Source organism: Pseudomonas sp. MM227 (genome assembly GCF_947090715.1).
Taxonomy (GTDB): domain Bacteria; phylum Pseudomonadota; class Gammaproteobacteria; order Pseudomonadales; family Pseudomonadaceae; genus Aquipseudomonas; species Aquipseudomonas baltica.
The window spans coordinates 449,087-470,382 of record NZ_OX352319.1 but is presented as its reverse complement, the minus strand read 5'-3'; the positions used below and the strand labels follow the sequence as shown (position 1 = coordinate 470,382).

The following is a 21,296-nucleotide window of genomic DNA, read 5'->3' as shown; positions in this document are numbered from 1 at the left end:
GCTAGTATCCCGCCTTCGTCAACACCTGCATTCATTTACACGGAACACACATGGCCAAACGCCAACTGAACCGCCGCCAGAACTGGCGCATCGAAAAAATCCAGGGCGAGCGCGCTGCCCGCGCCGCCAAGCGCGAGTCCCAGGCCCTGGAGACGCTCGAGGGCGGCGACCTGGGCCCCGAGCAGACAGGGCTGGTAATCGCGCACTTCGGTGTTCAGGTGGAAGTCGAGGCGCTGGAAGGCGAGCACGCCGGCCAGGTTTGCCGCTGCTACCTGCGCGCCAACCTGCCGGCGCTGGTCACTGGCGACAAGGTGGTCTGGCGCGCTGGCAATCAGGGCATCGGTGTCATCGTTGCCCAACTGCCGCGCAGCACCGAGCTATGCCGCCCCGACAGCCGCGGGCAGCTCAAGCCGGTCGCGGCCAACGTCGATTTGATCGTCATCGTGTTCGCGCCCATGCCCGAACCCCATGCCAACCTGATCGACCGCTACCTGGTGGCTGCCGAACACGCGGGCATACATCCCCTGCTGCTGCTGAACAAGGCCGACCTGATCGACGAGCAAAATGCGCCGGCGCTCAACGCGCTGCTGGCGGTGTATCGCCAGCTGGGTTACCCGCTGCTCGAGGTCTCGGCCCATCAGGGCGATGGCATGCAGCAGTTGCAGGCACGCCTGGATGGTCACATCAGCGTATTCGTGGGCCAGTCCGGCGTAGGCAAGTCATCGCTGGTCAACAGCCTGCTGCCTGAAGTGCAGGCCCGCGTGGGTGCGCTGTCGGAATGGTCCGGCCAGGGCACGCACACCACCACCACCGCACGGTTGTTCCACTTCCCCGGCGGCGGTGAGCTGATCGACTCCCCCGGTATCCGCGAGTTCGGCCTGGGCCATGTCAGCCGCGCCGACGTCGAAGCCGGCTTCATCGAGTTCGCCGACCTGCTTGGCACCTGTCGCTTCCGCGACTGCAAGCACGACCGCGAACCCGGCTGCGCCTTGCTCGCAGCACTGGACGATGGCCGTGTGCAGCAGCAGCGCATGAACAGCTACCGCTCGATCATCGCCAGCCTGACCCAGGACACCTACTGATCCAGGGTATCTGCTGACCCTGAGGCCGGCTGCGGCCCCAGGGTCTGGACGATGTAGTCCACGAATGCGCGCAGCTTCGGCGAACGGTAGCGCGCCTGTGGATAAAGCAGGTGCATGGGTCTGCCGGGCAACGCGTATCGAGCCAGTACCTGGACCAGCTTGCCTTCCTCGAGATCGCCACGCACCAGCACGTCGGGAAGCATCACCAGGCCCATGCCCGCCAGGGCGGCCTGACGCAGCCCGGCGCTGCTGTTGGTGACCAGACGCCCTCGAACATCGACGCCGATCGAGCCATTGGGCCCCTGCATGGACCACCGCTTTTGCGTGCCGCGCCACTCATCGCCTGGGTTGTACATGAACTGCAGGCACTCGTGGGCAGCCAGCTCTTCGGGGTGGCCAGGCGTGCCATGGCGACGCAGGTAGTCCGGGGACGCACAGATGCTCAGCCGATAGTCGTCCAGCGGACGCGCGATCAAGGTCGAGGGCTCCAGATTACCCAGGCGCAGGGCGGCGTCGTACCGGCCGTCGAGCATGTCCTGTACCTGATCGCCGAGGCTGAGGCTGACGCTGATCTGTGGATAACGCTGAAGAAACCCCGCCAGTGCCGGCGCCAGGCACTCGGCGCCGAAGGTAGGCGGCGCGGTGATCCGTAACAGGCCCTGCGGGGTGCCTTGGGTGTGTTCGGCCCAGCGCTCGGAATCGGCGACCAGTCCCAGCACCTCCAGGCAGCGCTGGTAGTAGGCCTGGCCCGCGTCGGTCACCTGCTGACGGCGCGTGGTGCGCAGCAACAGGGTAACGCCCAGACGCCGCTCCAATGCATGCAGATGGTTGCTGACCATGGTCGTGGACAGGTCGCAGGCGTTGGCGGCTGCCGTCATGGTGCCCAGCTCCACGACTTTCACGTACACCTGCATGGCTTGGAACAGATCCATTATCAACTCCAAGTGAAAAGTGCATCCAGTCTAGCGGCGTTTATCCATCTGAGCTTGAAGGGAATACTGCAGATTCATTTCCTCCCGAGAGATTCGCGATGAGCGCCAGCCACTTGATGCCGACCTATCAACCCCTACCCCTGACGTTCACCCGCGGCCTCGGCACCCGCCTGTGGGACGACAGCGGCCGCGAATACCTGGATGCACTGGCCGGCGTGGCGGTGACCAACGTGGGCCATAGCCATCCCGACGTGGTAGCCGCCATTGCCGAACAAGCCGGGCTGTTGCTGCACACGTCCAACCTGTATGCCATCGACTGGCAGCAACGATTGGGCGCGAAGCTGGCTGAAAAATCCGGCCTGGCCCTGGCGTTCTTCAACAATTCGGGGGCCGAGGCAAACGAGACCGCATTGAAGCTGGCCCGCCTGCATGGCCATGCCCGCGGCATCGCCCGGCCTTTGGTGGTGGTCATGAACAACGCCTTTCACGGGCGCACCCTGGCCACCCTGGCAGCCAGCGATGGCGCGCACTTGAGCGCCGGACTGGGCCAACTGCCGGGCGATTGCGTGAAGATCCCCTTCGCCGACCTCGACGCGCTGGCCAGCGTCACCCAGGCGTTCGGACAGCGCATTGCGGCAGTGTTGCTCGAACCGATTCAAGGCGAAAGCGGTGTGCATGTCGCCTCCGCCGCCTACCTGCGCGCCCTGCGTGAGCACTGCGACCACCATGGCTGGTTGCTGATGCTCGATGAGATCCAGAGTGGCATCGGTCGCACCGGCCAGTGGTTCGCCTACCAGCATGCGGGCATCCAGCCGGATGTGCTCACGCTGGCCAAGGCCCTGGGCAATGGCATTCCGATCGGCGCCTGCCTGGCCAGCGCGGCAGTAGGCCGCCTGTTCACGCCCGGCAGCCATGGCAGCACGTTCGGCGGCAACCCGCTGGCCTGCCGGGTTGGCTGCACGGTGCTGGACATCATCGAGCGCGAGGGGCTGCTGGACAACGCCGCGCGCCAGGGGCAGGCGCTGCTCGAACGCTTGCGCAGCGAAGTGGGCGTCTTGCCCGGAGTCAAGGCTGTGCGCGGCGTGGGCCTGATGATCGGCGTGGAGCTGGACCGGCCCTGTCGCGAACTGATGCAGCGGGCGGCGCAAGAGCATGCCCTGCTGATCAACGTGACCCGTGGCACCACCCTGCGCCTGCTGCCGCCCTTGATCCTGAGTGCGGCTGAGGTGGAGCGTATTGCCGATGCCCTGTACGCCTTGGTCCATGCGCCGCAAGGGTTTTGCACAGGTGCCGGCTAGAGGAATTGGCCGTAGGAGAAGTTACTTTCCTAGGTAAGGAATGTCTCTTTTGAATGACATCCCTTGCCGCTTAAACGGCATTGAACAATCTTTCAACCTTCAACACTCACGATGAAGGTTTTCCATGCTCGACCTGCCCGTTGCCTGCCTGCGCCTCGTTCGACCGACTGCTGGCGGGAGTCGGCGATGAGCGTGTTCATCGGCTACCAGCATGCCGATCATCCACACGCGCTGCGGGTCCGCAAGCAACTGCGCAGGGCCGGGATCGAGGTGCGCATGGACGTGATGGACTTCGAATCGCTGACCACCCTGCATGTCACCGAGACGATCACCGCGCACATCCGTGACTGCACCCACGTGATCCTGATGATGTCCCACAGCAGCGCGCGGCGTTGGTGGATACCCTTCTCCATCGGCGAGGCGACCTCGTGGGACCGACGCATCTGCGTGTATCGAATGGGTGACCAGGCGCTGCCCGAATACCTGGCCCATTGGCCGACCCTGACGCGCACGCAGCAATTGGACTTCGTCATCGAGGCCTACCACCGCGAGGCGGCCCTGCGCATGCCGGCCAGTCAGCGCGAGACGCCGCTGCAGCTGTGCGCGCGCGATATCCACAGGGGCCTGCGCGAACGCATCGGGCGTGGATTCTAGCTCGGCCGCAAGGCTGGGAAGGCGGTGCGGCCCATCAGGGCGCGGGTTTGCCCGGCTCGACCATCTTCGTCGAGCCGTCCTCGAAGAGGTTCAGCCGCTGGCGCAGCTCGCGCGGCTGCACCGGCGCATCGGGATCACCGATCGACGCGCCAGGAGGACTGGCAGCTGGAGGCGCGCCGGGGGCCGGAGTTTCCAGGGCCGGTTGCTCGCCTTCGATATCGCGCTGGGCCTTCTTGGTCAGAACCACGATATCGATACGGCGATTGATGGAGTTCAGCGGATCCTTGCGGTCGAACAGCGAAGACGAGCCATAGCCAACCACGCGCGCGATCTGGTCTTCCGGGTAGCTGCCGGCTACCAGCGCGCGGCGCGCGGCATTGGCACGGTTGGACGACAGCTCCCAATTGCCGAAGCCGCCCGCCGCACTGCCGGCGTAGGGCTTGGCATCGGTGTGACCGCTGACGCTGATCTTGTTCGGCACCGCCTTGATGGTGTCCGCCATGGCCAGCAGGATGTCCTCGAAATAGGGTTTGAGCCGCGCACTGCCCAGGTCGAACATCGGCCGATTCTCGGCGTCGGTTATCTGGATGCGCAAACCGTCCTGAGTGATCTCGAAAAGGATCTGGTCCTTGAATTTCTGCAGCTGGGGGTTTTCGTCGACCTTGTTCTGCAGTTCCTGCAGCAACAATTCGAGGCGTTCCTTTTCAACCTGCTGGGCCACTTGCTCGGCCTGCTCGGCCGCGACCTGGGTCGAGGTTTCGGGCTTGGGCGGCGACACCTCGACGTCCGGATTCAGCGTCTTCTCGGGCGATAGCTGGGGCGAGCCGCCCAGGTCGATGACATAGGGCGTACCGCTTTCGGAGAAGCCGATCGGGTCCTTGAAGTAGCCAGCGATGGCGATCTTCTGTTCAGGCGTAGCTTCGGACAACAGCCACAATACCAGGAAGAACGCCATCATCGCCGTCGCGAAGTCGGCGAACGCGATCTTCCAGGCGCCGCCATGATGGCCGCCGCCAAAGCGCTTGACCCGCTTGACGATGATGGGCTGGTTGTTTTCCATGACTCAGCGACCGCGTACGGCTTGTTCGAGTTCGGCGAAGCTGGGCCGGTGCGCCGGGTACAGCACCTTGCGCCCGAACTCCACGGCCAGCGACGGCGGCATGCCCGAGGCCGAAGCCACCAGCGACGCCTTGATGGCCTCGTAGACGTTCAGTTCTTCCTTGGCGTCATGGGCCAGGCAGGTCGCCAAGGGCCCGAAGAAACCATAGGCCGCCAGGATACCCAGGAACGTACCGACCAGGGCGGCGCCGACGTGGCCGCCGATCGCTGCCTTGTCGCCATCACCCAGCGAGGCCATGGTCACGACGATACCCAGCACCGCCGCAACGATACCGAAACCGGGCAACGCATCGGCGATACCGGTCACGGCGTGGGACGGGTGCTCGAGCTCTTCCTTCATGCTCAGCAGCTCCATGTCGAACAAGCCTTCGAGTTCGTGTGGGGCCATGTTGCCCGAAGACATGATGCGCAGGTAATCGCAGATGAAGGCCATCATCTGCTCGTCCTTGAGGAGGGCTGGGTACTTGGCGAAGATCGGGCTGGCGGCGACGTCCTCGATGTCGGCCTCGATGGACATCATGCCCTCGCGACGGCTCTTGTTGAGGATCTCGAACAGCAGGCTCAGCACTTCCAGATAGAAGGCATGACTGAAGCGCGACTTGAACATCTTCAGCGACTTCTTCAGCACGATCATGGTGGTGCTGCCGGGGTTGGCCTGCAGGAACGCGCCCAGTGCGGCGCCACCGATGATCAGCACCTCGAAGGGCTGCACCAGGGCAGCCAACTGACCATGGGAAAGAACGTATCCGCCGAGCACGCTGGCGAACACGACAATGATGCCGATAATTTTAGCCATGGATAAAAAACACTTCAGAAGTCGGGTTCATGGACGAAAAAGGTGATGTTGAATCTGTTGTTCTCCTTATCGGCAGAACTGCGCCAGACTATAGGCAGCGGTTTTCAAAAGCCAGTTTGGTCCGTTCGTGTAGTCGGCCTGCATTCAGGCATGCATCAGGATAAGCATAGTGTCCAACGCCAAGCCTCAAACCCTCGACACCTGGCTCGCATTGCTCGATGGCGTGCGCCTGCCGATCCCCAGGCTCTACCACGACAAGGTTCGCGCGGCGATCAAGGACCGACGCCGCTCGCTGCGCGACATCGCTGACCTGATGCAGCACAGCCCGGCACTGGTGCTCAGCGTGATGCGCGAAGCCAACCGGCATGCCAGCAACAGCCTGGCGGAACCGGCGGAAAGCCTCGAAGTGGCCCTGAACCGGCTGGGCCTGTCGCGTGCCGAAGAGTTGCTGATGCGCCTGCCCGCGCTCGACCCGCAGCAGATGCCCCTGACCCTGCGTCAGTTGCAGATGATCAGCCAGCATGCCAGCCAGCAGGCCAATGGCCTGTTCGCGGCACGGCTGGCGCGGCTGTGGCAGGAGATCCACTGGGGCAGCCTGTTGTTCCTGTCGCCGCTCTGGCCACTGGCTGCCACCTACCCCGAACTGCTCGATGAATGGGAGCGTCGGGTCATTGCCGAGGGCGAAACGGCGGCCACGGTCGAGCAGGCGCTGTTCGGCGTACCGCTGCTGGTGCTCTGCGAGGCACTGGCGCAGAAATGGCGCTTGCCGGCCTGGGTGCTGCACGGCTATCGCCTGCTGCTTGGGGAACGCCGGGCGCTGGTGCAGGCGCTGCACATCGCCCGCGACAACCAGCACCGCCTGCGTCAGCAACAGCAACTGGACGACGAGCCGGCGCTGCGCCGCTGGCTGAACCAGCCGGCCAATACCATCCTGATGGCCAATGGTCTGGCCCTGGCGGCGCAGCACGGCTGGTTCACCCCCCACCTGCAGCGCTGGCAGTACCTGAGCTGCCTGTACCTGCAAGTGCCGCTGGAGCAGGTGCAGCAACAGGTTCATCAACATGCGGTGCACAGCGCCCGTGTGCACTGGGCTACCGACCTGTGGCACCCGGCGCGCAGCCTGCCGTGGCCGCCGCAGCACGCGCCCGCGACGCAGGACAGCGAACCGGCGCCGGCACCCAGCGAAGCGGCACTGGCGGGCTGGCGGCACCTGTGCACGCAGCTGCTGGCCACGCCAACGCCGTTCAACAATGCCTTGCACCTGACCACCTGCGCGCGCGATGCACTGCTGGCATGCGGCATGCAGCGGGTCATGCTGCTGATGGTCGACCGCAGCCATGGCAGCCTGCGCGTGCACCAGAGCGCGGGGCTGCCCAAGGAGGCGGCCGCGCTGAGCCTGGGCATCGAGCACAGCAGCCTGTTGCAGCGGCTGCTCGCCCAACCGACGCAGTTGCGCATGGGCAGCGCCAACAGCGCACAGCTCCAGGCGCTGCTGCCGGCGACCCTGCGCGCGCTGTTCCGCGGTGAACACGTGCTGCTGCGCTCGCTGGGGGTCGAAGGTCGCGTGCACACGTTGCTGGTCGCCGACCAGGGCGGACGCCCGTTTTCCGAGATCAGTGTGCAGGGCTTCGGCAAGACCGCACAGTGCATCGAGCGCGCGCTGGACAGCTTTACCAACCGCAGCCGGTAAGGCTTGCGCTACAATCGTCGTTCCGTTTCGTCTGGAGACCCGAATGCCTGACTTCGCTGGCCTGCCCCTGGTGATCGAGCCCGAGGCGCTGAGTACTCGGCTCGACGCCGCCAACCTGATCGTGGTCGACCTGACCAGCGCCGCGCGCTACGCATCCGGGCACATCCGCGGGGCGCGTTTCGTCGATCCCAAGCGTACCCAATTGGGTCAGCCGCCTGCACCGGGGCTGTTGCCCGGGCTGGCGGCGCTGGAGCAGCTGTTCGGCGAGCTGGGGCACCACCCGCAGGCGACCTACGTGGTCTACGACGACGAGGGCGGCGGCTGGGCCGGACGCTTCATCTGGCTGCTCGACGTGATCGGCCATTCTCGCTATCACTACCTCGATGGCGGCATCCTGGCCTGGGAGGCCGCCGGCCTGCCGCTGAGCCAGGACACGCCAGCCAGCGCCGGCGGCCCGGTGTCGCTGACCCTGCACGACGAGCCCACCGCAACCCGCGAGTACCTGCAAAGCCGCCTGGGCGCCAGCGACCTGGCCATCTGGGATGCCCGCGGCCCGCTGGAATACTCGGGCGAAAAAGTGCTGGCAGCCAAGGCGGGGCACATTCCCGGTGCGATCAACCTGGAGTGGACCGCCGCCATGGATCCGGCGCGCCAGCTGCGCATCCGCAGCGACGTCGCGCAGATGCTCGACGGCCTGGGCATCACCGCCGACAAGGAAATCATCACTCACTGCCAGACCCATCACCGCTCTGGCTTCACTTATCTCGTGGCCAAGGCGCTGGGCTATCCACGCGTCAAGGGCTATGCCGGTTCCTGGGGCGAATGGGGCAACCACCCCGACACCCCCACCGAAGTTTAAGGACACTCAATGAAAGATCGCCTGTTCATCATCAGCCAGTACCTGCTGCCCCATCACCTGCTCTCGCGCCTGGCCGGGTGCGTTGCCGAATGCCGCTCGCGCTGGTTCAAGAACGCCTTCACCCGCTGGTTCGCCGAGCGCTACAACGTCGACATGTCGCTGGCCCAGGTCGAAGACCTGAGTGCCTACGAGAACTTCAACGCCTTCTTCACCCGTGCCCTGAAGCCCGATGCGCGTCCGCTGGACCCGACCCCCGGTGCAATCCTCTCGCCGGCCGACGGCGCCGTCAGCCAGCTGGGCACCATCGAACACGGTCGCATTTTCCAGGCCAAGGGCCACAGCTTCAGCGTGCTCGAACTGCTGGGCGGCGATCCAGACAACGCCGCTCCTTTCATGGGTGGCAAGTTCGCCACCATCTACCTGTCACCGCGCGACTACCATCGGGTGCACATGCCACTGGCGGGTACCCTGCGTGAAATGATCTATGTGCCGGGGCGCATCTTCTCGGTCAACCAGACCACCGCCGAGAACGTGCCTGAACTGTTCGCGCGCAACGAACGGGTGGTGTGCATCTTCGACACCGAACGCGGGCCGATGGCCATGGTGCTGGTGGGCGCGATGATCGTCGCCTCGATAGAAACCGTCTGGGCGGGCCTGGTGACGCCGCCCAAGCGCGAACTCAAGACCTTTCGCTACGACGAAGCCGCTCGTGCGCCGATCCATCTGGAGAAAGGTGCCGAGATGGGCCGCTTCAAGCTGGGCTCCACCGTGGTCATGCTGTTTGGCCCGGAACAGGTCCAATGGGCCCATCATCTGGCCAACCTGTCACCGGTGAACATGGGCCAGGGCCTGGGACTTGCGCACAGTTCGACCGCGGCCGCGTCGGCGACACCTCCCCCGGTGATCTGAGCCGCGCGGACGGCACGGCGCAGCCTCGGCGACATCGGGGCTGCGACCGTTATCCAATGCTGTTAAAGTCCTTGCATACGGCCAAATGAATGGCCTGTCTTTTTTCGTCGTTCAAGCCCTCGAGCGACGACCTGAGTTGAACCAGGAAACGACCGATGTCGCCACGCCCCCATCTGTTGTTGCGCGCACCGACGCCATCGCAGTTGAGCCTGACCTTCTGCGAAGCGACCCCGCGCGACCTCAAGCGCTGGATTGCCAAGCTGCCCAAGGCCAATCTGGGGGAAACTGCCCGGTTGCTGTACCAGGGCCTGGGCGAACTCAACCAACTGCTCACGCCCAGCGAAAACCGCCTGCAACTGCTCGAGCTGCTGCGGCCCGAGGTGTATTTCGTCTGCAAGCATCTGGAGCGACACTTCCTCAACCAGTCTATCGTTCTCGACGAGCGCTCGCGCAAGGTCGCCAACCTGTGCCAGGCCCTGCAGAACCACCTGGCGATCGGCTACAAGCAGATCGTACTGCGCATTTCCTCCACTTACTCCAAAGACCGTGCCTCCAAGGATCGCGCCACGCTGCTGGCCACCGCTGCGCAGCGCGCCCTGCACTGCCTGAATGGGCCAGTGATGCGCGCCAGCCTGCTGTACTGCCCTGTGCCCGACGGGGTCTGGCTGGAACTGCACCAGCTGTACCAGGCGGCCCTGGCGCATCAGTTGCAGAACGTCCCGATCAATGACCCGCTGGCCGCGCATGGCACGACCCTGAGCGTGCAGCAAAGCTACACCGCCGCCTTGTTGCTGGGCAGTTCACGCTGCAACCAGATGCGCCAGCAGGCGATCCTGCGTCTGGCCGAAGTGCTCGAGGCCTGGAGCCTGCTGGTGCGTGTGCAGCCTGCCACCCTGGCTTCGAGCCTGTTCGCCATGGCGCCCGACGAAGACAGCCCGCCGCGCTACAAGACGCTGTATGAAGAGGACCAGTTGCCACTGCTGGTCGGACTTGACCCCGCCGATCTGGTCGAGGCGATCAAGACGCACCTGGAAATGCCGGTCGAGCAGCGTGCTCAGTCGCGGCTGATTCCCAGCAACTTCAGTATCGATCTGCTGCAACACGTGGCGGCCGCCTGGGGCGATGTGGCGGAACGCACCTTTACCCGCACCCCCGGTCAGGGCAACCTGACGGTGTGCATCGGCATGAGCGCGCTGCATTACTACATTGGCGGCGAGCGTTCCTTCAGCGAGATCCTCAAGCGCCCGGCCCTTTCCCAGAGCGCGCAGTTCGTGCCGGGCGCCGCCACCCAGTCCTGGAGCAGGCCGAGCGAAACCGATCGGCACGGCGACTACGAAGAAATCCAGTACGACCTGCCGAGCGGCGAAGGCAGCGGCGCCGCCAGCGCGTCCAACAATGACCAGCACTTCCCTACCTACGCTCTGCAGATCGTCAACCACAGCCCCGGTGGCTATTGCCTGGCATGGCCAAGGGAAGTCCCGCCGCAGCTGCAGGCCGGCGAAATGATCGGCATCCAGGACACCCAGGCCCAGGGCTGGAGCGTGGCGGTGGTGCGCTGGATCCGTCAGGTGCGCAGTGGCGGCACGCAGATGGGCATCGAGCTGGTGGCACCGCACGCGCAGCCATGCGGTCTGCAACTGGTGCGCGTCAGCGAGCAGAACAGCCAGTTCCTGCGCGGCCTGTTGCTGCCGGAAATCCGCGCCATCGACATACCCGCCTCCCTGCTGGCCCCGCGCATGCCGTTCCTGGAAGGCAACAAGGTGATCATCAACACCCAAGGTGAAGAACGCCCGGCCGGCCTTGGTCAGCGCATGACCGGCACCGGCAGCTTCAACCAGTTCGAATACCACCTGCTGGAGGTGGCCAAACCGGCACCGGCCGGTGCCGACGATGCGGCGCCCGAAGAAGACTTCGATTCGCTGTGGAAAGACCTCTGAGCCAGCCTGCGTTCAGTCGCGGCGGCCCAGCAGGTACAGCACGGCGTCCAGCCCCAGCACGCTGATGGCCTGACGCGCCGACTGCCGTACCAGCGGCTTGGCACGGAACGCCACGCCCAGACCTGCAATCGCCAGCATGGCCAGGTCGTTGGCACCATCGCCCACGGCGAGGGTCTCGCTCAACTCCACACCCTGTTCACGAGCCAGCTGCTGCAGCAGGTCGGCCTTGCGCTGGGCGTCGACGATCGGCTCGACTGCCACGCCGGTGCATTTGCCGTCGACCACCTGCAGTTCGTTGGCGAACACATGGGTGATGCCCAGGCGCTCCTGCAACTGCCTGGCGAAATACGTGAAGCCACCGGACAGAATGGCCGTCTTCACGCCCATGCGGTTGAGTTCGGCGAACAGGCGCTCGGCCCCTTCACTCAGGCGCAGTTGGGCGCCGATGTCATCGAGGACCGCAACGTCGAGGCCGTCGAGCAGGGCCAGGCGTGCCTTGAAGCTGGCGCGAAAGTCGATTTCGCCGCGCATGGCCTGCTCGGTGATGGCCGCAACACGTTCGCCGATGCCAGCGGCCTTGGCCAGTTCGTCGATCACCTCGGCCTCGATCAGGGTCGAATCCATGTCGAACACCGCCAGGCGTGGCTGTCGGCGCTGAGGGGATTCGGGCTGGTAGACGATGTCCAGACCCAGCGCGGCGCTGAGCTCAAGCACTTGCCCGCGCAATTGCAGCGGCTGCTCCAGCGTGCCGAGCAGGCCCAGCTCGAAACAGGCGTTGCCGCCCGCCGCCGCAGACAGGCGCTCGATGCTCGCCAACGCCAAGCCATGCTCGCTCAGCAGGCTGATAACCTGCTGCAAGGCAGGGTAACCGACATGGCGCCCCATCACGCTGACCACATGTTCAGCCGGCGTGGCGGACTGGGCGGCGCTGAACGTGGTATCGGCGGCCAGAGCGGCGCGCAAGGCATCGGCGATGCCCGACTGCTCCTGAGCGGTGATGTTGATCAGGACGATTTCGCGCAAGAGGCACCCCGTTTCATGAAAAAAAACGCATTCTAACCACTTTCAGTGACCATCGGGCACAGGCAGCGCTTTGCCGCTCGGAGGGTGCTCGTTATACTGCGCGCCAACTTCACGGACAAAGAGCCGCGCTCAGTGAACCGGCCTACGCCAGTCAAAACCGACAACTTCTTCCTGCTGATCTTCCGAGCCGTGCGCCACCGTCGAGTGCCCCTGGCTTTGCGCATCGCGTTCACCAACATCGTGCTGGTTGCCATTGCCCTGGTGATCTACGCCTGTGTCATGGGTCTGCAGTTCAAGCAGGCCATGCACGAGCAGGCCGACGCGGTGGGGCAGAGCCTGACCACGCAAACGGCCACGTCCGCCACCGAGTTGCTGGTGTCCAACGACATTCTCAGCCTCAACGTGCTGCTCAACAACCTGGTGAAGAACCCGCTGGTCGCCCACGCGGCGATCTTCAGCCCGGACAACCGCATTCTCGCCGAAGCCGGACAGCGCCCCAAAAGCGGCCTGCTGGGGCAGAGCCAGGGGCTGTACGAAACCAAGATCAACTTTCAGGATGCGCTGGCCGGGCAACTGCGCATCAGCCTGGACATGAATCAGTTCCAGCAGCCGTTGACCATCAGCCTGCAAAGCATGGGCGTTCTGGCCGGTATCCTGTTGGTGCTGGCACTGGCTTTGAGCCTGCGGCTGGGTCGCTACGTCTCCACGCCACTGCTGCAACTGCGGGTCTGGTTGCGCAACCCCGACGAGTTCACCCCGGCCACCCAGCGCACCGACGAGATCGGCGACCTGGCCCGGCAGCTGCACGCACAGCTGGCGCCAGAGCCGCGCGAGCCCGAGGTCGAACCCGAAGACACCGACGAAGACGAGGTGCCGCACGCAGCGCCACCCGTGCGCACGGCAACCGCCAAGCCGGGCCCCTTCCCGCCCGTGGCAGCCAAGCCGGTAAAACCGGTCATGCGCCAGATTCAGGCTGACGAAGACGAAGAAGACTTCGGTGACGACCCGTTCGCCGACCTGCGCGAAACCCCGGTGGCCGTGATCAAGCAGCCGACCACTGCCGTGGCTCGGGTGCACACCGACAGCGCCGTGCTGGCCGTGCAACTGGGTGCACAGGAACAACTGCGTCGTCTGCCCAAGGCACGTCTGGCCGAGCTGCTGGAGCGCTATCACGACTGCCTGCAACAGGCCGCCTCGCTGTACGAGAGCGAAGTGCACATGCTCAACGACGGCAGCACCCTGATGCTGTTCCACAGTGAACACAGCGGTGATGACTACCTGACCAACGCGATCTGCTGCGGCGAACTGTTGCGTGCCCTGGGCCATGCCTTGCAGATCGAGGTCGCCGACAGCGGCATCACCCTGCAACTGCAGTTGGGTCTGGTGCTCAGCGACGAAGTTCACGGCTTGAACTCCATCGACCTGCTGCTGACCGAATCGGCCCAGGATGCACTGGCGCTTTCGCAGCACAGCCGCAACCTGTTGCTGGTGGTGCGCGAGATCGGCGAAGACCCGCTGATCCGTCAACGCGCGCGCATTCGCTCGATTGCCAGCCCCGAAGGTGCCTGCTGCGTAGAGCGTCTGCTGGAGCCCTACCCGTCCTTGCTGGAACGCCAACTGGCACGAATCAGCTGATTGGTTGAGCGTTTGCCCATAAAAAAAGCCCGCAATGCGGGCTTTTTTGTGGGCGCCGTTCTAGAAGCGGAACACTTCCAGATCGGTGCGGATAGGCGTAGCCAGAGGAATCCGCGACTTTTCTTGCTCGCGGCGCACCTGCGCCGGCGCGGACTTGCGCTCCTCGACCAGCGCCGGCTGGTTGGCCAGCGGCTTGAGCGCTGCAGTCAGCTGCGCGGCCAGGCGCTGCAGCAGTACGCCCTGGGCCTGGACTTGATCCGCGGTGCCGCCGTCATGCTTTTCCTCGAGATGGACGATGCGGTTGTCACGCACTTGCCCACGGCGGTCGAGGACACGCCACTGGGCATCCAGGACGGCAGGCTGGCCGCTGCCTGAATCGAGTCGCGTGATCGACAACAGCACCTGTGCGTCAGGCGTGAAGTTGGCGGGCGTAGGCGCCAACACCACGCGCTGGCTGTCCAGGCGCCAGGCCATCTGGCGCAACAGCAACTGGTCGATGTCGGCAGAAAGGCTGCCGGCCCAGCGACCGTCGGTGGACGCTCTCAGGCTGCCGTCGGACTGGCGCTGCAGCAGCGTTTCGCGCTGCAGGTAGTCGGCCACGGATACTGGCCCCAGCAGCACGGCCATACCTCGACTTTCCTTGGGCAGCCCGGGGTTGCCGCTGTCGAGCTGGTACAGGGCCACCGGTTGATGCGTGCTGCATCCGGCCAGTCCCAGCACGCCGCTGAGCAATAAAATCACGGGAAGGCGCAACAGTTTCATCATTTCATCCAGGCGGCTGCCACACGGCAACCGCAGCAATACTTGACCGAGTCGTCTGGACGCTGCCGCTTGGCAGCGCCGCGAAAGGGCCTATCATCCGTGAATCCGCGCCCTGACTCCAGTGCTTGTCCGTCGAACGGCAGCACGGCCACCGTCCAGGCGCGGTCGTCGATCAGAGGTTTTCCACGACCAGAGCGTCGACACGCTGGAAACCGCGGGGCAGCTTGTTGCCGCGCCGCCCACGCTCGCCGCGGTAGTGCTCCAGGTCATCGGGCTTGAGCGACAGCGTGCGTTTACCCGCGTGCAGCACCAGCGTCGAGCCTTCGGCGACCACCGCAAGGTCAGTGACGAATTCTTCACGACTGGCCACGCGATCACCGGGAATGCCGATGATCTTGTTGCCTTTGCCCTTGCCCAGTTGCGGCAGGTCGCTGATCTTGAACACCAGCAGGCGGCCCTCGGTGGTTACCGCGGCCAGCCAGTTCCGTTCCCGATCGGGTACGGCACGCGGGTTGATCACCTTGGCCCCTTTGGGCAGGCTGAGCAGTGCCTTGCCAGCCTTGTTCTTGGCCTGCAGGTCTTCGCCCTTGACCACGAAGCCGTAGCCGGCGTCCGACGCGATGACGTACAACGCGTCGTCGTCGGGCAGCATCACGCACTCGAAGGTGGCGCCGGGTGGCGGCGTCAGGCGGCCGGTCAGGGGTTCGCCCTGGCCACGGGCGGAAGGCAGGGTATGCGCGGCCACCGAATAGCTGCGCCCGGTCGAGTCGATGAATACCGCGAACTGGTTCGAACGCCCGATGGCTGCGGTCTTGTAGCCGTCACCGGCCTTGTAGGAGAGGCCCGTGGCGTCGATATCGTGACCTTTGCCACAGCGCACCCAGCCTTTTTCCGACAGCACCACCGTCACCGGCTCGGTCGGCATCAGCTCGTTCTCCGACAGCGCGCGTGCTTCGCTGCGCGCAACGATCGGCGAGCGACGCTCGTCGCCATAGGTTTCGGCGTCCTTGATCAGCTCGGCGCGCACCAGCTTCTTCAGCTTGCTTTCGCTGCCCAGCAGCGCCTGCAGCTTGGCGCGTTCCTTGGCCAGTTCTTCCTGCTCGCCGCGGATCTTCATTTCCTCGAGGCGCGCGAGCTGACGCAGGCGCGTGTCGAGAATGTAGTCGGCCTGGATCTCGGTGAGGGCAAAGCGTTCGATCAGGCGCGCCTTGGGATGCTCCTCGGTGCGGATGATGTGGATCACTTCATCCAGGTTGAGGAAGGCGATCAGCAAGCCGTCCAACAGGTGCAGGCGACGTTCGACCTTGTCCAGGCGGAACTGCAGGCGACGGCGCACGGTGTTGACACGGAACTCCAGCCATTCGACCAGCAACGTGCGCAGGTTCTTCAACTGCGGGCGACCGTCCAGACCGATGATGTTGACGTTGACCCGGTAGGTCGACTCCAGATCGGTGGTGGCGAACAGATGCTGCATCAAGTCGTCGACTTCGACGCGATTGGAGCGTGGAATGATGACGATGCGACACGGGTGCTCGTGGTCGGATTCGTCACGCAGATCGGCCACCATCGGCAGCTTCTTGGCCTGCATCTGCGCCGCGATCTGTTCCAGCACTTTGGCGCCGGACACTTGGTGCGGCAAGGCAGTGACGACTACGTCGCCGTCTTCCAGGCGATACACCGCGCGCATGCGCACCGAGCCGCGGCCGGTCTGGTAGATTTTCAGCAGATCGGCACGCGGGGTGATGATTTCCGCTTCGGTCGGGTAGTCGGGGCCCTGGATGTGTTCGCAGAGCTGCTCGATCGTCGCCTTGGGCTCGTCGAGCAGGCGCACACAGGCGCTGGCCACTTCGCGCAGGTTGTGCGGTGGAACGTCGGTGGCCATGCCTACGGCAATGCCGGTGGTGCCGTTGAGCAGGATATTGGGCAGCCGTGCCGGCAGCACCGACGGCTCGTCGAGGGTACCGTCGAAGTTCGGCACCCAGTCCGCCGTGCCCTGGCCCAGTTCGGTGAGCAGCACCTCGGAATAGCGCGACAGGCGTGCCTCGGTGTAGCGCATGGCCGCAAAGGACTTCGGATCATCCGGCGCGCCCCAGTTGCCCTGGCCATCGACCAGCGTGTAGCGATAGCTGAACGGCTGCGCCATCAAGACCATGGCCTCGTAGCAGGCCGAGTCGCCATGGGGGTGGAACTTGCCGAGCACGTCGCCCACGGTGCGCGCGGACTTCTTGTGCTTGGCGTCGGCGTCCAGGCCCAACTCGCTCATGGCATAGACGATGCGCCGCTGGACCGGCTTGAGGCCATCGCCGATATGCGGCAGGGCGCGGTCCATGATCACGTACATGGAGTAGTTGAGGTAGGCCTGTTCGGTGAAGTCAGCCAGGGACCGGCGTTCTACGCCGTCAAGACTGAGATCGAGGGAATCGCTCATGCAAGCCTCATCGTTTCGTGGTCTGGCGCAGCAGCAAGTTGCCACCGCGCTGAGTGAATTCAAGTTGTTTCAGAGCGCTCATGCCCAGCAGCACCTGGTCGCCGTCGAAGCCCGGCACCACCAGGGCGCGGACATTGCTCAGGCGGATATCGCCCAGCTGCAGAGTGGCGATCTCGGTGCGGTAGCCTTGGGTCTTGCCGTTGGCAGTGGTCAGCAGCACTGGTGCACCGCGGGCCAGATCGAGCTTGCGCGAGACCGCTTCGGGCATGGCCACATCGGTGGCGCCGGTGTCGAGCATGAACTGCACCGGCTGCCCATTGATGAAGCCGCAGCTGACGAAGTGCCCTTGGCCATTGCCGGCCAGTTGCACTTCCACGTAGCCGTCGCCGTGCTGGGAAACCGGCACCGCATTGGGATTTTCTCGACGCTGTTCCCAGTCACCGAAGAACTGCGTGGCCAGGTACAACGCCGCGGCCCAGGCCAGCAGCATCAACACCTTGCCAACACGCCTGCCCGGTGCGGCCTGGCTCATGGCGCGGCGCTCCAGCCGCCGGCGGGGGCCGCGAAGCGCCAGACCACCGGGCGACGCTCGCCATCGGCGCGGGCCCACTGGTTATTGTCGGTGCCCACCCATGCCCCCTCGGCATCGACGCTCAGCGCTTCGGTCAGACCGTAGGGAGCATCATAGCGGCGAACCGGCAACAGCGCCTCGGCGGCGAACGACCAGCACCGCTCCACGGCAGCCGTGTCCGCGTCGCGACGACAGATGCGATAGGCATTGCGTTCCAGCGTGAACAGCTTGCCATCGAACCAGGCCAGATCGGCAAAATCGCGCGGCATGTGCCGGGCCCGGGGAATCTGCACCGGAAGGGCTTCCGCACCGCCTTCGGCAAGCAATACGCAACGCCCCTCACAGCTCCAGCTCAATGGCCGCTTGCGAACGGCCAGCAGGCCGCGCTGCTGACGTTCGGCAGCCAGCCACAAGCGGTCGCCGGCCGGGTTGACGGTCAGCCCTTCGAACAGGGCATTGAAATGCAACAGCAGGTTGCTGGCACGTGCCTGACTGATCAGGGTCGGGTCCAGGGGCAACCATTTCGGCTCGCCCGACACGGGAATCTGCAGCACCGCGACGTGAGCTTCGCTGACCAGGTATTGGTTGCCTCGGGCATCGCAGCTGATGCCTTCGAAATCCAGGTCGCCGCCACGCACGAAGGCCGCCGCCCAACTGCTCATGCGCAGACGAACGGGCAGCCCGCTGGGCGGTACCGGCGGCGCCTTGAAGGCTACGGCCGTGGCCTGCCAGTTGGGAGTCGAGGTATCGAGCCGATAGACCGTACCGTCCTCCCGGTCCGAAACGGCCCACAAGGTCTTGCGGCACAGCGCCAGGCCGGACAGGTTTCCGGTGGGCATACCGTCCACCGCGTGCTCGCCGACCAGGGTCAGCTCGGGCACGGGTGGTTGCACCGACGCCACGGCCAGCGTCGGCAGGGCCAGGGCGAACAGGGCTGTCAGCAGCGCTGCGATCAAGCCAGCACCTCGGCCAGGTTGCCCTTGGACTCGAGCCACGCCTTGCGGTCGCCCGCACGTTTCTTGGCCAGCAGCATGTCCATGATTTCGGTGGTGCCGGCGAAGTCGTCCAGGGTCAGTTGCACCAGCCGGCGGGTGTTGGGGTCCATGGTGGTTTCGCGCAGCTGCGGCGGGTTCATTTCGCCCAGGCCCTTGAAGCGCGTGACCTGCGGCTTGCCGCGTTTCTTTTCGGCAACCAGGCGGTCGAGAATGCCGTCGCGCTCGGCCTCGTCCAGGGCGTAGAAGATCTCCTTGCCCAGGTCGATGCGGTACAGCGGTGGCATGGCGACATAGACGTGACCGGCGTCCACCAAGGGTCGGAAGTGCTGGACGAACAGCGCGCACAACAGGGTCGCGATGTGCAGGCCGTCGGAGTCGGCGTCGGCCAGGATGCACACCTTGCCGTAGCGCAGTTGGCTGATATCGGCGGCACCGGGATCGACGCCGATGGCCACGGCAATGTTGTGGACTTCCTGGCTGGCGAGTACTTCGCTGCCGTCCACCTCCCAGGTGTTGAGGATCTTGCCGCGCAACGGCAGGATCGCCTGGAACTCCTTGTCCCGCGCCTGTTTGGCCGAGCCACCGGCCGAGTCCCCTTCGACAAGGAACAGTTCGGAGCGGGCCGGGTCCTGCCCGGCGCAGTCAGCCAGCTTGCCAGGCAATGCGGGGCCTTGGGTGATGCGCTTGCGCTCGACCTTCTTGCTCGCCTTGAGGCGACGCCCGGCGTTGCTGATCGCCAGTTCGGCCAACTGCATGCCCAATTCGGGATGGGCGTTGAGCCACAGGCTGAAGGCGTCCTTGACCACGCCGGAGACGAACGCAGCCGCCTCGCGCGAGGACAGCCGCTCCTTGGTCTGGCCGGAGAACTGCGCATCCTGCATCTTCATCGACAGCACGAAGGCGATGCGTTCCCAGATATCTTCCGGCGCCAGCTTCAAGCCGCGCGGCAGCAGGTTGCGGAACTCGCAGAACTCGCGCATCGCATCCAGCAGACCCTGGCGCAGCCCGTTGACGTGGGTACCGCCCTGGGCCGTCGGGATCAGGTTGACGTAGCTTTCCTGAACGCTGTCGCCACCATCGGGCAACCACAGCAGTGCCCAGTCCACGGCTTCCTTGTTGCCCGCCAGGCTGCCGCAGAACGGCTCGTCGGGCAGGCGAGCGAATTCGGTGACCGCGTCGATCAGGTACGAACGCAGACCGTCTTCGTAATGCCATTCGACCTTCTCGCCGCTGCCCTTGTCTTCGAAGCTGACCAGCAGGCCGGGACACAACACCGCCTTGGCCTTGAGCACATGCTTGAGGCGGCTGACGGAAAACTTCGGCGAATCGAAGTATTTCGGGTCCGGGGCGAAGTACACGCTGGTGCCGGTGTTGCGCTTGCCGACGGTGCCGATGACTTCCAGATCGGTGGCCTTGAAGCCATCGGCGAAGGTCATCTGGTACTCGTTGCCGTCGCGCTTGACCCTGACCCGCACCTGATTGGACAAGGCGTTGACCACCGAGATACCGACCCCGTGCAGGCCGCCGGAGAATTGGTAGTTCTTGTTGGAAAACTTGCCGCCCGCGTGCAGCTTGGTGAGGATCAGTTCGACGCCGCTGACGCCTTCCTCGGGGTGGATGTCCACGGGCATGCCACGGCCATCGTCGGACACTTCCAGAGAGTGATCGGCGTGCAGGATGACCTGAATGGACCGCGCATGGCCCGCCAGGGCTTCGTCGACACTGTTGTCGATGACTTCCTGGGCCAGGTGATTGGGCCGACTGGTGTCGGTGTACATGCCCGGGCGCTTGCGCACCGGGTCGAGGCCCGAGAGGACTTCGATGGCGTCTGCGTTATAGGAGCTAGCGCTGGGATTGGCCATGGGGTCTCGTCGTCAGTCGTTCGTGAAAAGAGTGATCAAAGCTGGGCAAAATCAACGGCCTGGTAACGCGCTGCGTCGATGCCGGCGAATGCCAGCAGCGCTGGCAACTTTTGCGCAAAGCCTTGGAAGCCGTGGTCGCCGCCGTTTTCGATGTGTACGCTGCAGGCTTGGTAGAAGGCCGCCGCCTGGCGATAGTCAAGGGTTTCGTCGCCGGTCTGCAGCCACACTTGAAGCCGCTCGGGATCGGTGGGCGCCGGCACTTCCAGCTCGGCCAGCGCCGTGACGTGGTCGCGGGTCAACTGCCAGCGTTCGCCCGTGTAGTGGTTGGTCTGCATCCCCAGATAGCCATCGAACAGACGGTGCGGATTGACCACCGGGTTGATCAACAATGCCTTGAGCCCGAAGCGCTTGGCCAGATGCGTCGCATAGTAGCCGCCGAGGGAGCTTCCCACCAGCAATGGCGCGTCGAGCTCCGCCAGTGCGGCTTCCAGCTGGGCAATGGCCTGGCGCGGATGGTGGTGCAGCGCCGGCGCGCGAAGCTGGTCGGCCAGGCCGATGCGTTGCATCAGCGCGCTCAGCTGGCGGGCTTTCTGCGAATCCGGCGAACTGTTCAGACCGTGAATGTAGAGGATCGAACCGGGCATGGGGGCCTCCGGGCATAGAGATGGCGCGCAGTTTACCTTGTCGGGGGTGCCGTTGGGGTGTTGGTGCGTCGGTATATGGGCAAGCTGCAATCCTGGCACG

General features: G+C 64.8%; 18 protein-coding genes. 8 read left to right on the top strand and 10 right to left on the bottom strand.

Going from position 1 to position 21,296, the window contains the following annotated elements:
* Positions 1-50 precede the first annotated feature (50 nt).
* Positions 51-1,082, top strand: a complete 1,032-nt coding sequence (gene rsgA / locus ONG87_RS02100) for a small ribosomal subunit biogenesis GTPase RsgA (RefSeq protein ID WP_122714605.1) — start codon at positions 51-53, stop codon at positions 1,080-1,082.
* Here rsgA and ONG87_RS02095 read toward each other — a convergent pair.
* The gene (locus tag ONG87_RS02095) at positions 1,076-2,014 is read right to left on the bottom strand and encodes a LysR family transcriptional regulator (RefSeq protein ID WP_264382118.1); all 939 of its coding nucleotides are present in this window, start codon (positions 2,012-2,014) and stop codon (positions 1,076-1,078) included. The genes rsgA and ONG87_RS02095 overlap by 7 nt on opposite strands.
* A 98-nt stretch (positions 2,015-2,112) precedes the next feature.
* On the opposite strand from ONG87_RS02095, the gene ONG87_RS02090 reads away from it, so the two are divergent.
* Together ONG87_RS02090 and ONG87_RS02085 are read left to right on the top strand one after the other, a co-directional pair.
* On the top strand, positions 2,113-3,312 hold the full coding sequence (locus ONG87_RS02090) for an aspartate aminotransferase family protein (RefSeq protein WP_264382117.1): 1,200 nt from the start codon (positions 2,113-2,115) through the stop codon (positions 3,310-3,312).
* 186 nt (positions 3,313-3,498) lie between these two features.
* Entirely contained in the window at positions 3,499-3,966 is a 468-nt protein-coding gene (locus ONG87_RS02085) for a toll/interleukin-1 receptor domain-containing protein (RefSeq protein WP_163007695.1), read from the top strand.
* A 34-nt stretch (positions 3,967-4,000) separates the two neighbouring features.
* Here the strand turns inward: ONG87_RS02085 and motB are convergent, their stop codons facing one another.
* On the bottom strand, positions 4,001-5,026 hold the full coding sequence (gene motB, locus ONG87_RS02080) for a flagellar motor protein MotB (protein ID WP_122480390.1): 1,026 nt from the start codon (positions 5,024-5,026) through the stop codon (positions 4,001-4,003).
* Positions 5,027-5,029: 3 nt separating this feature from the next.
* Positions 5,030-5,881, bottom strand: a complete 852-nt coding sequence (motA, locus tag ONG87_RS02075) for a flagellar motor stator protein MotA (RefSeq protein ID WP_122480391.1) — start codon at positions 5,879-5,881, stop codon at positions 5,030-5,032.
* Between the two features lie 169 nt (positions 5,882-6,050).
* Between motA and ONG87_RS02070 the strand changes: the two genes are divergently transcribed.
* The 4 genes from ONG87_RS02070 (at position 6,051) to ONG87_RS02055 (ending at position 11,276) form a co-directional block, all read left to right on the top strand.
* The gene (locus tag ONG87_RS02070) at positions 6,051-7,571 is read left to right on the top strand and encodes an HDOD domain-containing protein (RefSeq protein WP_264382116.1); all 1,521 of its coding nucleotides are present in this window, start codon (positions 6,051-6,053) and stop codon (positions 7,569-7,571) included.
* Between the two features lie 43 nt (positions 7,572-7,614).
* Positions 7,615-8,430 carry a rhodanese-like domain-containing protein gene (locus tag ONG87_RS02065; protein WP_264382115.1) on the top strand — a complete coding sequence of 272 codons (816 nt, stop codon included), beginning with the start codon at positions 7,615-7,617 and terminating at the stop codon, positions 8,428-8,430.
* A gap of 9 nt (positions 8,431-8,439) precedes the next feature.
* A complete protein-coding gene (gene asd / locus ONG87_RS02060; RefSeq protein ID WP_264382114.1) occupies positions 8,440-9,339 on the top strand; it encodes an archaetidylserine decarboxylase in 900 nt (299 codons plus the stop codon).
* A gap of 155 nt (positions 9,340-9,494) precedes the next feature.
* Entirely contained in the window at positions 9,495-11,276 is a 1,782-nt protein-coding gene (locus ONG87_RS02055) for a molecular chaperone (protein ID WP_122480395.1), read from the top strand.
* Positions 11,277-11,288: 12 nt separating this feature from the next.
* Here the strand turns inward: ONG87_RS02055 and serB are convergent, their stop codons facing one another.
* Positions 11,289-12,239: a phosphoserine phosphatase SerB gene (gene serB / locus ONG87_RS02050; RefSeq protein WP_264382817.1), complete on the bottom strand. Its 951-nt coding sequence runs from the start codon at positions 12,237-12,239 to the stop codon at positions 11,289-11,291.
* Positions 12,240-12,431: 192 nt separating this feature from the next.
* Here serB and ONG87_RS02045 point away from each other — a divergent pair, with 192 nt between their 5' ends.
* Positions 12,432-13,934 carry a histidine kinase gene (locus ONG87_RS02045; RefSeq protein WP_264382113.1) on the top strand — a complete coding sequence of 501 codons (1,503 nt, stop codon included), beginning with the start codon at positions 12,432-12,434 and terminating at the stop codon, positions 13,932-13,934.
* Positions 13,935-13,994: 60 nt separating this feature from the next.
* Here ONG87_RS02045 and ONG87_RS02040 read toward each other — a convergent pair whose 3' ends face one another.
* From ONG87_RS02040 to ONG87_RS02015, 6 genes are all read right to left on the bottom strand, one after another.
* Positions 13,995-14,699, bottom strand: coding sequence for a membrane integrity-associated transporter subunit PqiC (locus ONG87_RS02040; protein WP_122480397.1), 705 nt, complete (start codon positions 14,697-14,699; stop codon positions 13,995-13,997).
* A gap of 169 nt (positions 14,700-14,868) precedes the next feature.
* Positions 14,869-17,124: a DNA topoisomerase IV subunit A gene (parC, locus tag ONG87_RS02035; RefSeq protein ID WP_122480398.1), complete on the bottom strand. Its 2,256-nt coding sequence runs from the start codon at positions 17,122-17,124 to the stop codon at positions 14,869-14,871.
* Between the two features lie 7 nt (positions 17,125-17,131).
* Positions 17,132-17,656, bottom strand: coding sequence for a TIGR02281 family clan AA aspartic protease (locus tag ONG87_RS02030; RefSeq protein ID WP_264382112.1), 525 nt, complete (start codon positions 17,654-17,656; stop codon positions 17,132-17,134).
* On the bottom strand, positions 17,653-18,639 hold the full coding sequence (locus ONG87_RS02025; protein ID WP_264382816.1) for an esterase-like activity of phytase family protein: 987 nt from the start codon (positions 18,637-18,639) through the stop codon (positions 17,653-17,655). The genes ONG87_RS02030 and ONG87_RS02025 overlap by 4 nt, the downstream gene beginning before the upstream one ends.
* Before the next feature lie 8 nt (positions 18,640-18,647).
* Positions 18,648-20,552 (bottom strand): DNA topoisomerase IV subunit B, encoded by a 1,905-nt coding sequence (parE, locus tag ONG87_RS02020; protein ID WP_264382111.1) that lies wholly within the window; start codon positions 20,550-20,552, stop codon positions 18,648-18,650.
* A gap of 35 nt (positions 20,553-20,587) precedes the next feature.
* Positions 20,588-21,196 carry a YqiA/YcfP family alpha/beta fold hydrolase gene (locus tag ONG87_RS02015; RefSeq protein WP_192048097.1) on the bottom strand — a complete coding sequence of 203 codons (609 nt, stop codon included), beginning with the start codon at positions 21,194-21,196 and terminating at the stop codon, positions 20,588-20,590.
* Positions 21,197-21,296: the final 100 nt, after the last annotated feature.